The following is a 14,061-nucleotide window of genomic DNA, read 5'->3' as shown; positions in this document are numbered from 1 at the left end:
CCCTATCCTGCCGCCTCACCCCGCGCCGTGTCCTCGGCGGTCCCTGCCCCGGCCAGCGCCACCGCCGTACCGACCAGCCCGATGTGGCTGAAGGCCTGCGGGAAATTGCCCAGTTGGCGCATGCCCGCGGTGTCGTACTCCTCTGCCAGCAGCCCCACGTCGTTGCGCAGGGCCAGCAGCCGCTCGAAGATCTCGGTGGCCTCCTCCGTGCGGCCCGTCATCCGCAACGCGTCCGCCAGCCAGAACGAGCAGGCGAGGAAGGCGCCCTCACCGCCGGGCAGTCCGTCGATGGAGGTGCCGTCCGTGCTGTACCGGCGCAGCAGCCCATCGCTGCCCAGCTCGTCCCGCACGGCGTCGACCGTCCCGATGACGCGCGGGTCGTCCGGCGGCAAGAACCCGGTCCGGGCGATCAGCAGCGTCGCGGCGTCCAGGTCCCGTGACCCGTACGACTGGGTGAAGGTGTTGCGCACCGGGTCGAACCCCTTCTCGCACACCTCCCGGTGCACGGCGTCGCGCATCGCCCGCCAGCGGTCGGCGTCGCCGGTCAGCGACGGGTCCTCCTCCAGGCTGCGCACCGCGCGGTCGGCAGCCACCCAGGCCATCACCTTGGAATGAACGAAATGGCGGCGCTGGCCGCGGATCTCCCACAGCCCCTCGTCCGGCTCGCGCCAGGTGGACTCCAGGAAGCCGAGCAGACTGAGCTGCAGGCTCCAGGCATGCGGCTTGTCGTCCAGACCGGCGTCCCGGGCCAGCCGGAGCGAGTCGATGACCTCCCCGTACACATCGAGCTGGCGCTGTCTGACGGCGGCGTTGCCGATCCGGACCGGGGCGGAGTTCTCGTAGCCGCGCAGCCACGGCAGCTCCGACTCGGGCAGTCGGCGCTCGCCCGCGAGCCCGTACATGATCTGCAGATCCGCCGGGTCCCCGGCCACCGCGCGCAGCAGCCAGTCCCGCCACGCCGCCGCCTCCTCCAGATAGCCGGCCGAGACCAGTGCTCCGAGGGTGAGGGTGGAGTCCCGTAGCCAGCAGAAGCGGTAGTCCCAGTTCCGTACGCCGCCGATCTCCTCCGGGAGAGAGGTGGTGGGGGCCGCCACGATGCCGCCCGTCGGGCCGAAGGTGAGCGCCTTGAGAGTGATCAGTGACCGGATCACGGCTTCCCGGTAGGGCCCCTCGTACTTGCAGCGGGCGGACCACTCGGCCCAGTCGGACAGCGTGTTCTCCAGTGCCTCGTACGGGTCGACGAGATCGGGCCGGGGCGAGTGCGAGGGGTGCCAGGTCAGGACGAAGGCCACCCGTTCCCCGGCGGAGACGCTGAACGAGGAGCACGTGGAGAACTGCTGGCCCCAGGTCTTGACCGGCGGTTCGCTGCGCAGCCACGCCGAATCCGGCCCCGCGACAGCCACCCGGTGGCCGTCCGAGCGGCGCATCCACGGCACGACGGAGCCGAAGTCGAAGCGCAGCCGGATCACCGAGGACATGTCGACGGTGCCGCTGACACCCTCGACGATCCGCATCACATCGGGCTCGTGGTCGCGTTGCGGCATGAAGTCGATGACCTTGACCGTGCCGGTGCGGGTCTCCCAGAACGTCTCCAGGACGAGGGAGTCGCCCGCGTACGCGCGCCGGGTGCAGGTGTCCGCGCCCTTGGGGGCGATGCGCCAGTGGCCGTTGTCCTCGTCGCCGAGCAGTGCGGCGAAGCAGGCGCCCGAGTCGAAGCGGGGCAGACAGAGCCAGTCGACAGAACCGTTCCTGCCGACCAGTGCGGCTGTCTGGAGATCGCCGATGAGGGCGTAGTCCTCGATGCGTGGGGTCACGTTGTGGCGTGTTCCCGAACCTGGTCCCCGCTAAGCAGACACGGTGTCAGGGGATTACGGGAGTCACCCCGGCGGATGCCGGTCCGTCAGGCCTTCGCCGGCTCGGGCTCCGCCGCATCGGCCTGTGCGGCGGCCTCGGCCGCCGCTGCCGCCCGGTCGCGCTTCTCCCGGCGGGCCAGCACCACATAGCCGACCGGGACACCGGCGGCGAACAGCCACCACTGCACGGCGTACGCCATGTGCGGGCCGATGGAGCTGTCGTCGGGAGCCTCGATCAGTTCGGGGCTGTCGCCCTTCGGCTCCGGTCCCGTCTGCTCGATGTAGCCGCCGAGCACCGGCCGGGACAGGAGCTTCGCCTGCTGGGAGCTGTTGATCAGCATCACCTGGCGGTCCGGCAGATCCGAGAGGTCCTTGATGCCGCTGGCGCCCGTCGTCTCGTCCGCCTTGAGCCGCCCGGTGACGGTCACCTCGCCCTTGGGCACGGCCGGGACGTCGGGGAAGGCGTACTGGTCGGAGGCGGCGGGGACCCAGCCGCGGTTGATCATGACCGTGCCGCCGCCCTTGAGGTCGAACGGAATCAGCACATGGACACCGATGGAGCCGTCGGTCGCGGTCCGGCGGCGCACGACGACTTCGTGCTTCTCGTCGTACGTCCCGGTGGCGCTCACCGCACGCCAGTAGTCGGAGCGCGGAACGGTGTGACCGGGCGAGGTGAGCGTGGCGACCGGCACGGGCTTCGCCTTGAGGTTGTGCGAGATCAGGGCGTTCTGCGCGACCTTGTGCTCATGCCGGTGCAGCTGCCAGAAGCCCAGCTCGACCATCGTGGGAATGAGTACGAGGGCGATGAGGGCGAGAATCAGCCACTGCCGGGTCAACAGGAAGCGGTACACCCCATGACGGTACAACTGCGTCATGGGGTGCATTGCGCAGGGGGTGGGGGAAGGGGTGCGGCGCCCGGTGCTCAGACTCTGTCGATGATGCCCACCTTCCCCTCCGCGCGGGCGCAGTGACCGCCGCAGAACCAGTGCCCGTCGACCTCGACACCCTGGCCGATGACCTGGACCCGGCAGTGCTCACAGATCGGCGCCATGCGGTGAATGGCGCAGGAGAAACAGTCGAAGACATGAATCGCGCCCTGCGCGTGCACCTCGAAGGACATCCCGTAGTCGTTTCCGCATACCTCGCAACGTGCCATGCGCCACAGGGTGGGACGCGCGGGCGGTGACGGGCGAGCGGCGGGCGGGCGAGTCGCCCCCGGTTCACTCCGATGACGGCGTCGGGGGCCGGAACCTTCGTTGAGGCGGCCACGTCCCGCAGGAGATGGGTGAAGGCGCTCTCCTCAAGGATCGGGGTGCCGAACGATTTGGCCTTCACCGTCTTCGACGTCGCCGCGTCCGGGTCGTTGGTGACGAGCAGGCTCGTCAGCCGGGAGACACTCGTCGCCACATGCAGTCCCGCCTCCACGGCCCGGTCCTCCAGGAGCTCACGGTCGATCGAGGTGTCCCCGGAGAACGCCACCCGCATGCCCTGCATGAGAGGTTTGTCCTTCTCGTACCGCCCCGGATTCGGATACGGGCAGGCCGGGCGCTTGCGCGAGGGGCGCCAGCTGTTCTGCGCGCCGTACGAGGACTGGTAGCCGACCCGCGGGGTGACGGGGGAGTCCGACCACTCGGTCAGCGGCCGGCACTCCAGCAGTGGCAGCCGCATCCCGCCCCGCGCCGCCGCGTGCAGGCTCGGGCGGAACGCCTCGGCCAGCACGCGTGCGTCGTCCAGCGCGTGGTGTGCGCGCTGCTGCACCACGCCGAAGTGCGCGGCCAGCGACTCCAGCTTGTGGTTGGGCAGCGGCAACCGCAGCTCCTTGGAGAGCGCGATGGTGCACAGCCGCTGCTGGACGGGCGCGACGACCGCGGCGCGTGCGTACTCCCGGGCGAGCATCGACCAGTCGAAGGCTGCGTTGTGCGCGACGAGCACGCGGTCGGCGAGCCGCTCGGAGAGCTGGGCGGCGACCTCGGGGAAGAGCGGGGCGCCTTCCAGGACGTCGCTCGTCAGTCCGTGGATCCAGACGGGACCGGGATCACGCTCCGGGTTGACGAGGGTGTACCAGTGGTCCTCGACGTTGCCCTGGGCGTCCAGGCGATAGACGGCGGCGGAGATTATCCGGTCGTCCCGTGCGAGTCCGGTGGTCTCCACGTCGACGACCGCGTACCCCTGTGGGTAGGCGGTCGGCCACGGTGCTGCGGTCTGGCGGTCGTCGAGCATGGTCACAGAGAATACGGGCCTCCACCGACAGTCCCCTATTCGGCCGTCCCCCCTGACGTCGTGCCACCGGTCAGCAGCCCGTCCACCAGGGCCCGTACGGACGTGACGAACAGCCGGTCCGGGTCGGCGGGCCGGGCCAGTGCCCGGGCCAGTGCCGGATCGTCGTCCGCGGTGGAAACGGACCACAGATCGCCCTCCGCCGGTGACTGGACGGGGGACCGCTCCCGGTTGCGCTCGACGAGCAGGAAGCCGACGGTGTGGAACTGCACCGCCCGCACCGCGGCGGCCGCCCGGGCGCCGCGCAGGCCGGCGGCGTGCACCTCGTGGGCGAGCGCCTGCTGGGCCGGCAGGAACATCCGTTCCGTCAGGCCCCGTTCGTGGACCATCGCGATCAGATGCGGCCGGGCGCGCAGTTCCCGGCGGAGCCCGCGTGCCACGGAGACGATCCGGGTGGCCGGGACGCGGCCGGTGGGGCGCAGGGTGCCCATCTCCTGGACGGTCCGCTCGACCAGGGCGTCCAACAGCGACTCGCGGTTGCCCACGTGCCAGTAGATCGAGGTGACGGCGGTGCCCAGCTCGGCGGCCAGCTTGCGCATGGTCAGGGTCTGCGGGCCGTGCTGCCGCACGAGTCCCGCAGCGGCCGCGAGGACCTCCTCGCGCGTCAGCGACGATCGCGCCACAGCTCCTCCAGGCTCCCGAACTCCGTTACATGCACGGCTATTTACCCTTCACGAGCGCGGGTGTAACTGTGTTACAGAACCCGGCACGGACAACCGAGAAGGGTGGCACCGCATGGCACGTGTACGGTACGGCGCGCGCACCGAGGCCGAGATCGCGGCGGCCCGCGAGGCCCGCTCCCGGCTCCCCGACATCTGGTCCACCGGCGTGAGCGCCGTCTGGGAGAGCGACCCCGACGCGGTGGCGGCCGTCCTCCCACCGCCCCTGAAACCCTCCGGACGACCGCTCGTCCGGGCGAACATCAGCAAGGTCGATCTGCCCGGCTATCCGCTCGGCGCGGGCTCCGTCGCCGTCGCCGCCGTCCACGACGGGCACGAGGGCTGGTACCCGCTGGTCATGCCGATGACCCACGAGCGGGCCCTGACCGGCGGCCGTGAGGTGTTCGGCGAGCCGAAGAAGCTCGGCGAGGTGAGCGTGGAGCGTGACGGACTCGTCGTGCACGCCTCGCTCGCCCGCCACGGCATCGCCTTCGTCGAGATCCGCGGCGCGGTCGGCGAACCGCTCCCGCTGCCCGCACCGGCCGCCAAGCTCGACTTCTACTTCAAGTTCCTGCCCGCGGTGGACGGCGAGGGCTTCGACTCCGGCCCCGTGCTGATCCACTGCACCCGCCATGAGAAGGTCCGCCGGCTGGAGCGGATCACCGGCGACGTGGTGCTGCGCGAGTCCATGTACGACCCGGTCGCCGACCTCCCCGTGCTCCGCGTCGTCGACCTCACCATCGGCGAGAAGACCAGCGACCAGCAGGGCAGGGCCGTCGAGCGGGTGAGCGCCGACGCGCTGCTGCCGTACATCCACCAGCGCTACGACGACCCGCAGCAGATCCACGACGGCCCGCCGCGGGGGAGTGTCCGATGAGGCTTCAGGAGGGGCAGGTCGCCGTCGTCACCGGCGCCGCGAGCGGCATCGGTCTCGCGATGGCGCGCAGGTTCGCGGCCGAGGGGCTGAAGGTCGTGCTCGCCGATGTCGAGGAAGGCGCACTCGACAAGGCGGCCGGCGAACTGCGCCGCGAGGGTGCGCAGGTGCTCGCCGCGGCCGTCGACGTCGGCGAACGCGACTCCGTCACCGCGCTGGCCGACACCGCGTACGACACCTTCGGCGCGGTGCACGTGCTGTGCAACAACGCCGGGGTCGGCTCCGGAGCCGAGGGCCGGATGTGGGAGCACGACCCGAACGACTGGAAGTGGGCCTTCGCCGTCAACGTGTGGGGTGTCTTCCACGGCATTCAGGCCTTTCTGCCGCGCATGCTGGCGGACGGCGCCCCCGGCCACGTCGTCAACACCTCGTCCGGTGACGGCGGGATCGCCCCGCTGCCCACCGCGTCCGTGTACGCCGTCACCAAGTCCGCCGTCGTCACGATGACCGAGTCGCTGTACGCGCACCTGAAGGCGGAGGGCGCGGCGATCGGCGCCTCGGTCCTCTTCCCCGGCCCGCACATGCTGCGTACCGGCCTGTGGGAGTCGCACCGCAACCGGCCCGACCGGTACGCGAAGGAACGCCCGCGCAGGACCCCGTACCGCAGCCTCGGCCAGTGGGAGAGGGCCATGAAGGCGGGCGGCCACGAGGTGGAGTTCACGCCCGTGGAGGACGTCGCCGCCACCGTCGTGGACGGGATACGCGCCGACCGCTTCTGGATGCTGCCCGACAGCGAGCACAGCGACCGGCAGATCCGGGCCAGGTCGCAGTCGATGCTGGACCGGGCCAACCCGTCGTACCTGGAGAGTTTCGTACTCGACTGAGGAGACAGGACCAGCGATGACCGACGAAGACCCGTACCTGATCATCTCCTCCGACTGCCACGCCGGACTGCCCACCGAGGAGTACCGGCCCTACCTCGACCGCCGTTTCCACCGGGAGTTCGACGAATTCCTGGCCGGCCGTGACCGCCGCCGCGAGGAGATGACCCGCCTCGGCGTACGCAACGAAGCCTTCGCCGACAAGTGGTTCCACGACAACGAGGAAGGACTGAAGGGTGGTTGGGACGCCGCGCAGCGGCTGAAGGAGCTCGACGGCGACGGGGTGGCGGCCGAGGTCGTCTTCCCCGACGCGGACGCCGTCGACAGCCGCACTGCGGCCCCGTTCGGGGTAGGCCTCGGCCTCTCCGGTGACCAGGACCCCGAGCTTGGCATGGCCGGAGCGCAGGCCCACAACCGCTGGCTCGCCGAGTTCGTCTCGCAGCACCCCGAACGCCACTGCGGGGTCGCGCTGCTGCCCGTCACCGGTGAGGTGGACCGGGTGGTCGCCGAGATCCACCGGGCGAAGGAGTCCGGCCTCGGCGCCCTGATGATCCCCTCGATGTGGGTGGACAAGGCCCCGTACCACGACCGCCGTTACGACCCCGTGTGGGCGGCCGCCGCCGAGACGGGCATGCCCGTCGTCACCCACTCCGGGGCGGCACCGCGCCACGAGTACGGCGACCACCTCGGCATCTACGTATCCGAGGTCACCTGGTGGCCCTCCCGCCCCCTCTGGTTCCTCCTCTGGTCGGGCGCCTTCGAACGTCACCCCGGGCTCAGGTTCGGCGTCGCCGAGTCCGGCTGCTGGTGGCTGCCGAACCTCCTCTGGTTCATGGACCGGCTCTACCTCGGCGCCCATGGCGGCAAGAAGCTCTCCCCGTTCGCCGAACTGAAGCGCCCGCCGCACGAATACCTCGACCGCCAGGTGTTCATCTGCGCCACCAACACCAAACGCCGCGAGCTCGCCCAGCGGTACGAGATCGGCGTCGGCAACATCCTGTGGGGCAGCGACTTCCCGCACCCCGAGGGCACCTGGCCGAACACCGCGAACTGGCTGCGCGACACCTTCCACGACATCCCCGTCGCCGAGACCCGCGTGATGCTGGGACTGGCCGCAGCCGAGGTCTTCGGCTTCGACACGGACAGGCTCGCCCCCATCGCGGCACGCATCGGCCCCACCCCCGCCGACCTGGGCCAGAGCGCCGACCAGAGCGCGGCCGAGACCTCCTGGGCCCGCTCGCGCGAGGTCGGCAGGCACTGGCTGACCGACCACGACTTCCCGGTCCTGGGGGCGTCATGACGGACCGTTACACGGTCATCTCCGCCGACTGCCACGCAGGCGCCGACCTCCTCGACTACCGGCCCTACCTGGAGTCGAAGCACCACGAGGACTTCGACGCCTGGGCGGCCACGTACGTCAACCCGTACGAGGACCTCGTCGCCGACACCGCCGACCGCAACTGGAACTCGGACCGCCGCCTCGCCGAACTGGAGGCCGACGGCATCGTCGCGGAGGTCGTCTTCCCCAACACCATCCCGCCCTTCTTCCCCTCCGCCTCCCTGATGGCCCCGGCGCCCTCCCGGCAGGAGTACGAGCAGCGCTGGGCGGGGCTGCGCGCCCACAACCGCTGGCTCGCCGACTTCTGCGCCGCCGCACCCGGCCGGCGCGCGGGTGTCGCCCAGATCCTCCTCAACGACCCGGCCGAGGCGGTCCGCGAGATCCGCCGGACCAAGGAGGCCGGCCTGACCGGCGGAATCCTGCTGCCCGGGGCACCGCCGGGAAGCGGCATCCCGGAGCTGCACTCCCCGGTGTACGACCCGATCTGGGCGCTCTGCGCGGAGCTCGGCGTACCGGTCAACCACCACGGCGGCTCCGCCTCCCCACCGCTGGGCGACGAACCGGCCGCCCGCGCCGTCTTCATGGTGGAGACCACGTGGTTCTCCCACCGGGCCCTGTGGCACCTGATCTTCGGCGGTGCGTTCCGCCGCCACCCCGATCTGAAGCTGGTCCTCACCGAACAGGGCTCCGGCTGGATCCCGGGCATCGTGGAGATGCTCGACTACTACCACGGACGGCTCGTCGCGGCGGCCTCCAGGGCGGCCACCGCCGAGTCCAGGTTCGGTGCGGGGCTGGCCGCTTCGATGGGCGCGCGCCCCAGCAAGGTCTGGCGCGACAACTGCTTCGTCGGCGCCAGCTTCATGCGCCCGCACGAGGTGCCGCTCCGCGACCGGATCGGCCTCGACAAGATCATGTGGGGCAGCGACTACCCGCACGACGAGGGCACCGCCCCCTACTCACGGGAGGGACTGAGGATCGCGTACGCGGGACTGCCGCCGGCCGAGATCGCGGCCATGACCGGCGGGAACGCGGCCCGTGTCTACGGCTTCGACCTGCCGGCGCTGGACCGTGTCGCCGCCGTCGTGGGCCCGACCGTCGACGAGATCGCCGAACCCCTGAAGGAGGTCCCGGCGGACGCGACGAGCCCCGCCTTCGCGCCGGGTGGGTCGGTACGCGTCTGGTGACGCCGCGAGGTGAGACCATCCCCGGGTGACGGATACGCAGGCGCACGACGAACCTCATGGCAGCGGTCTGGGCGCTCGGCTCAACTGGCTGCGCGCCGCGGTCCTCGGGGCCAACGACGGTGTGGTCTCCACCGCGGGGCTCGTCGTCGGCGTCGCAGGCGCCACCGGTGACCGCGGCACGCTGCTGACGGCAGGCCTGGCCGGGCTGCTGGCCGGGTCCATGTCGATGGCGGCGGGCGAGTACGTGTCGGTCTCCACCCAGCGCGATTCGGAGAAGGCCGCGCTGGCGACGGAGAAGCGGGAGCTCCAGGAGACCCCGGAGGCGGAACTCGCCGAGCTCACCGGACTGTTGGAGGGAAAGGGGCTGAGCCGGGAGGTGGCGCGCGAGGCCGCCGTCCAGCTCACCGAACGAGACGCGCTGCGCGCCCACGCCGAGGTCGAGCTGGGTATTGACCCGGACGACCTGACGAACCCCTGGCACGCGGCGGGCGCCAGCTTCCTGGCGTTCACGGTGGGCGCGCTGCTGCCCCTGCTGGCGATCGTGCTGCCGCCGTCGTCGGTGCGCCTGCTGGTGACGGTGCTGTCGGTGCTCGCCGCCCTGGCCCTGACGGGCTGGTGGAGCGCCCGGCTGGGCGACGCGGCGGTGGGCCCGGCGGTGCTGCGGAACATGGGCGGGGGCGCGGTGGCGATGGCCGTGACGTACGCGGCGGGGCAGTTGCTGGGGGCGGCGGGGGTGTAGGGCGCGGACGCCCGGGGAGATCACGCCCCCGCCTTGTCAGAAGGTGCCAAAGGCTGCTGACAACACGTCTCGCATACTTGTTGGTAACAACGTCTGTTCCCCGTCGGCCTGCCGCTCTACGGTGCAGTCATGCCGACGAACCTGCCCGATGTAGTGCTCTGGTCCATACCGGCCTTCGTCCTGCTCACCGTTCTGGAAATGGCCCTCCACCACTTCCACCCCGACGAGGACGCCGCCGGGTACGAGGCGAAGGACGCCACCACCAGCATCACCATGGGGCTGGGCAGCCTGGCCTTCGACCTGCTGTGGAAAGTGCCCATCGTCGCGGTCTACACCGCGGTGTACGAGCTGACCCCGCTCAGTATCCCCGTCCTGTGGTGGACCGTCCCGCTGATGCTGCTGGGGCAGGACTTCTTCTACTACTGGTCCCACCGCGGCCACCACGTCATCCGGATCCTCTGGGCCTGCCACGTGGTCCACCACTCCAGCCGGAAGTTCAACCTCTCCACCGCGCTGCGCCAGCCCTGGACCTCGCTGACCGTCTGGCCGTTCTACCTCCCGCTGATCGCCTGCGGCGTCCACCCGGCGGCGCTGGCCTTCTGCTCGTCGGCCAACCTCGTCTACCAGTTCTGGGTGCACACCGAGCGCATCGACAAACTGCCCCGGCCGTTCGAGTACGTACTGAACACGCCCTCCCACCACCGGGTGCACCACGCCTCCCAGGGCGGCTACCTCGACCGGAACTTCGGCGGGATCCTGATCGTGTGGGACCGGTGGTTCGGTTCCTTCACCGCGGAGACGGAGCGGCCCGTGTTCGGACTCACCAAGAACATCGACACGTTCAACCCGCTGCGGGTCGCCACCCACGAGTACGCCGCCATCGCCCGCGACGTGCGCGCGGCGGGCAGCTGGAGCGAGCGGGCCGGGCGGGTCTTCCGCGGGCCCGGCTGGCAGCCGGCCGGGGCGACGGCGGGCAGCGGCAAGGCCGCCACGGCCGCTCTCGCGCAGGAGCGCACCGGATGAGCGCCGACCCGCTTCCGGGCGGCCGGCGGGAGCGCTGGGCGCGTCCCCTGCTCATCGCCTTCCTCGTCGCGTGCACCGTCGACCTCGCCGGGGTCCTCATCGACAGCGATGTCCTGCACCTCGTCGCCAAGCCGCTGCTGATGCCGCTGCTCGCCGCGTACGCCGTCGCCCGGCGCGGGCCCCGGCTGCTGATCGCCGCCCTGCTCTGCGGCTGGATCGGAGACGTCTTCCTGCTGGCCGACGCCGACCTCGCCTTCCTCATCGGGATGGGCGGCTTCGCCGCGGGACACCTCTGCTATCTGCGGCTCTTCGGGCGGGCCCGGGGCGCACTGCTTCCCGGGATCGGGTACGCGGTCGTCCTGACCGTCTTCGTCGTCCTGATCTGGGACGGGCTGCCGACCGGGCTACGGGTCCCGATGGCCGGCTACAGCCTGCTGCTGACCGCCATGGCCTACCGCTCCGGCGTCCTCGGCCGGTACGCGGCCACCGGAGGCGCGCTCTTCCTGCTCTCCGACGCGCTGATCGCCACCGGCATCGCCGACTGGCCGCAGCTGCCCGCCCCCGACTTCTGGGTCATGCTCACCTATGTGGCGGCGCAGTTCCTGCTGACCCTGGGCGTGCTCGCGCCGGGGGCGAAAGGGGCCGGTGCGGTCCTCGGGGCGTACCGTGAGCGGAGTATCAGCATCTGAGATCAGCAAGGACCCCCACGCATGCGCGCCACCGTCATTCACGCCCCCCACGACATCCGCGTGCAGGAGGTCCCGGACCCGGTGATCCAGCAGCCCACCGACGTGGTGCTGCGGGTCCTGCGGGCCTGCATCTGCGGCAGCGACCTGTGGGCCTACCGCGGCGAGTCCGCCCGGCAGCCCGGCCAGCGCATCGGCCACGAGTTCCTGGGGATCGTCGAGGAGGCGGGCTCCGAGGTCAACGGCTTCGCCGTCGGCGACCTCGTCGTCGCCCCCTTCGTCTGGTCCGACGGCACCTGCGCCTACTGCGCCGAGGGCCTGACCACCTCCTGCTCGCAGGGCGGCTTCTGGGGATCGGTCGGCTCCGACGGCGGGCAGGGCGAGGCCGTGCGTGTCCCGTTCGCCGACGGCACGCTGGTCAAGCTCCCCGCCGCCGCGGCCTCGGACGACCACCTGCTCACCGCGCTCCTGGCCCTCTCCGACGTCCTCGGCACCGGCCACCACGCGGCCGTGGGCGCCGGTGTGAAGCCGGGCTCCACGGTCGCGGTCGTCGGTGACGGCGCCGTCGGCCTGTGCGGCGTCATCGCCGCCAAGCGGCTCGGTGCCGAGCGGATCATCGCGCTCGGCCGCCACCGGGCGCGCACGGACATCGCCCGCACCTTCGGTGCCACGGACGTCGTCGCCGAGCGCGGCGAGGCGGCCGTCGCTGCGGTACGGGAACTGCTCGGCGGCGAAGGCGCGCAGGCGGTGATCGAGGCCGTCGGCACCGAGCAGTCGATGCGCACGGCGGTCGACATCACCCGCGACGGCGGCTCGATCGGCTACGTCGGCGTGCCGCACGGCAGCGGCACCGGACTGGACCTCGGCGTCATGTTCGACCGGAACATCGCCCTGCGCGGCGGGGTCGCCCCCGTCCGCACCTACATCCCGGAACTGCTCCCCGACGTCCTGTCCGGCACCATCGACCCGTCGCCCGTCTTCGACCTGGCCATCGGCCTCGACGAGGTACCGGCCGGCTACAAGGCGATGGACGAGCGCACGGCGCTGAAGGTCCTCATCAAGCCGTGAGCCACGCGGCCGCGTCCGCCCCCAGCGGGCCGGGCGGACGCGACCAGTCGGCGGGTGCCCCGTCGAAACCGACCGGCGGCAGCGCATGGCGCAGCCGCCCCAGCGGGCTGTCGGTCTCGGTGAGCCACTTCTGCGGGTCGTACGTGCCGTCCTGCGCGACGCGGTCCGGTGATGCGGGGATCTCGTCGGTCAGCCAGGCGGCGGTGCGAGCGAGCGAGAGCGTGGCCAGCCGCGAGCCGCCCCGGTCGTGCTGTTCGGTCAGTGCCCGCAGTACGGCCCCGGCCAGCAGGTAGCCCGTGCCGTGGTCCAGCGCCTGGGCGGGCAGCGCACCCGGCGGGCCGTCGTGCGCTCCCGGCTCGGCCTCGGTCATCGCGATGCCGGTGGCGACCTGCACCAGGCTGTCGAAACCGCGCCGCCGGTCCCACGGGCCGTGCCCCCAGGCCGACAGCCTGCCGATCACCAGGCCCGGCCTGCGCGCGGCCAGGGACTCCGGTGTCAGCCCCAGCCGCTCCAGCGCACCTGGCCGGTATCCGGTGACGACCACGTCCGCTCCGGCGAGCAGCTCGTCGAAGACACCGCGGCCGGCATCGCTCGACAGGTCGATGCTCACCGACCTCTTCCCGAACCCCGTGTCGCTGTGCGCGTCCTGGCTCTCCGGGAGCTGCGGGGCGTCGATGCGCAGCACGTCCGCGCCGAGCAGCGCGAGCGTACGGGTGGCCACCGGCCCCGCGAGGACCCGGGAGAGGTCCAGGACGCGCAGTCCGGCAGCGGGTCGCAGCGGTGTGCCGGTGAGCGGAGATGTCCGGCGCACCGGGGCGGCGTCGATCCGCTCCCGCTCCACCAGCGGCACGTCGCAGAGGGCGGCGCGGCGCGGGTCCGCGGCCCATTCCCCGGGTGTCCTGGCGGCGACGGCCAGCCCGCCCGCCGCGTACACCGTCTCCTCGATCTCGGCCCCCCGGCGCCCCGCGAAGGACGCGGCCGCGGCATCCACGGCCAGGTCGTCGGCGGTGTCCGCGGGCAGGCCCAGCGTGCCCAGCAACCGGGCCCGGTGGTGCGGGTAGTTGGCGTGGGTGCGGACCCAGCCGTCGGCCGTGCGCCAGAACCGGGACAGCGGGGCGAAATTGGCCGGGGCGCGGCCGTCGATGCGCAGATGGCGCTCGCTGACGAACGCGGTGGCCACCGCGCCGTCGTCGATCGGGACGCGGGGTACGGGTCCACCGGTGCGGCGGGCCGCGAGTTCGGCGGCGGCCAGGGAGCAGACCGCGACAGCGGCGCGGGCCAGCTCCCGTACGGGCAGCCGGGAGGACAGCAGCCCGGCCGGCCCCGAGGTCCCGATACGGCCGAGAAGTGCGGGGTCACCGCCGAGAGCGGCCCAGGCCTGCTCGGTGGCGGAGATGGGGGCAGAAGTCATCCCCGCACTATGGCACTGAGTGCCAGTCGCGGGGTAGGCCGGCCGGCGGGAGCACGGCCAGGGGTCC

Annotated in this window: 13 protein-coding genes and 1 pseudogene; 8 read left to right on the top strand and 6 right to left on the bottom strand. The window is 71.8% G+C overall.

The window, feature by feature from the left end; translation table 11 throughout:
* Positions 1-2: 2 nt before the first annotated feature.
* From SH922_RS08605 to SH922_RS08585, 5 genes and pseudogenes are all read right to left on the bottom strand, one after another.
* Positions 3-1,814 (bottom strand): glycoside hydrolase family 15 protein, encoded by a 1,812-nt coding sequence (locus SH922_RS08605; protein WP_393056594.1) that lies wholly within the window; start codon positions 1,812-1,814, stop codon positions 3-5.
* Between the two features lie 86 nt (positions 1,815-1,900).
* Positions 1,901-2,704 (bottom strand): SURF1 family protein, encoded by an 804-nt coding sequence (locus SH922_RS08600; protein ID WP_393056592.1) that lies wholly within the window; start codon positions 2,702-2,704, stop codon positions 1,901-1,903.
* Positions 2,705-2,775: 71 nt separating this feature from the next.
* Entirely contained in the window at positions 2,776-3,009 is a 234-nt protein-coding gene (locus SH922_RS08595; RefSeq protein WP_393063495.1) for a hypothetical protein, read from the bottom strand.
* Between the two features lie 71 nt (positions 3,010-3,080).
* Positions 3,081-4,079, bottom strand: a pseudogene (locus SH922_RS08590) (DEDDh family exonuclease); the annotation flags it as partial.
* A 29-nt stretch (positions 4,080-4,108) separates the two neighbouring features.
* On the bottom strand, positions 4,109-4,753 hold the full coding sequence (locus tag SH922_RS08585; RefSeq protein ID WP_393056590.1) for a TetR/AcrR family transcriptional regulator: 645 nt from the start codon (positions 4,751-4,753) through the stop codon (positions 4,109-4,111).
* A 112-nt stretch (positions 4,754-4,865) separates the two neighbouring features.
* Here SH922_RS08585 and SH922_RS08580 point away from each other — a divergent pair, with 112 nt between their 5' ends.
* From SH922_RS08580 to SH922_RS08545, 8 genes are all read left to right on the top strand, one after another.
* Positions 4,866-5,666 carry an acetoacetate decarboxylase family protein gene (locus SH922_RS08580; RefSeq protein WP_393056588.1) on the top strand — a complete coding sequence of 267 codons (801 nt, stop codon included), beginning with the start codon at positions 4,866-4,868 and terminating at the stop codon, positions 5,664-5,666.
* A complete protein-coding gene (locus tag SH922_RS08575; RefSeq protein ID WP_393056586.1) occupies positions 5,663-6,547 on the top strand; it encodes an SDR family NAD(P)-dependent oxidoreductase in 885 nt (294 codons plus the stop codon). The genes SH922_RS08580 and SH922_RS08575 overlap by 4 nt, the downstream gene beginning before the upstream one ends.
* Before the next feature lie 16 nt (positions 6,548-6,563).
* Complete coding sequence (locus SH922_RS08570) at positions 6,564-7,844, top strand: amidohydrolase family protein (RefSeq protein WP_393056584.1); 1,281 nt, start codon at positions 6,564-6,566, stop codon at positions 7,842-7,844.
* The gene (locus SH922_RS08565; RefSeq protein ID WP_393056582.1) at positions 7,841-9,067 is read left to right on the top strand and encodes an amidohydrolase family protein; all 1,227 of its coding nucleotides are present in this window, start codon (positions 7,841-7,843) and stop codon (positions 9,065-9,067) included. The genes SH922_RS08570 and SH922_RS08565 overlap by 4 nt, the downstream gene beginning before the upstream one ends.
* Before the next feature lie 25 nt (positions 9,068-9,092).
* Positions 9,093-9,806, top strand: coding sequence for a VIT family protein (locus SH922_RS08560; RefSeq protein WP_393056580.1), 714 nt, complete (start codon positions 9,093-9,095; stop codon positions 9,804-9,806).
* A 129-nt stretch (positions 9,807-9,935) separates the two neighbouring features.
* Positions 9,936-10,829 (top strand): sterol desaturase family protein, encoded by an 894-nt coding sequence (locus tag SH922_RS08555; RefSeq protein WP_393056578.1) that lies wholly within the window; start codon positions 9,936-9,938, stop codon positions 10,827-10,829.
* Positions 10,826-11,518: a lysoplasmalogenase gene (locus tag SH922_RS08550; RefSeq protein WP_393056576.1), complete on the top strand. Its 693-nt coding sequence runs from the start codon at positions 10,826-10,828 to the stop codon at positions 11,516-11,518. Before SH922_RS08555 ends, SH922_RS08550 begins: the two co-directional genes overlap by 4 nt.
* 21 nt (positions 11,519-11,539) lie before the next feature.
* A complete protein-coding gene (locus tag SH922_RS08545) occupies positions 11,540-12,583 on the top strand; it encodes a zinc-dependent alcohol dehydrogenase family protein (RefSeq protein WP_393056574.1) in 1,044 nt (347 codons plus the stop codon).
* On the opposite strand, the gene SH922_RS08540 is transcribed toward SH922_RS08545, so the two are convergent.
* On the bottom strand, positions 12,573-13,994 hold the full coding sequence (locus tag SH922_RS08540) for a CoA transferase (protein ID WP_393056572.1): 1,422 nt from the start codon (positions 13,992-13,994) through the stop codon (positions 12,573-12,575). The genes SH922_RS08545 and SH922_RS08540 overlap by 11 nt on opposite strands.
* Positions 13,995-14,061 lie beyond the last annotated feature (67 nt).

It is taken from the genome of Streptomyces sp. LN549, assembly GCF_043203805.1.
In the GTDB taxonomy this organism is placed as follows: Bacteria; Actinomycetota; Actinomycetes; order Streptomycetales; family Streptomycetaceae; genus Streptomyces.
Note: the sequence above shows the minus strand (reverse complement) of the source record. Positions and strands in the feature narration are given on the sequence as shown.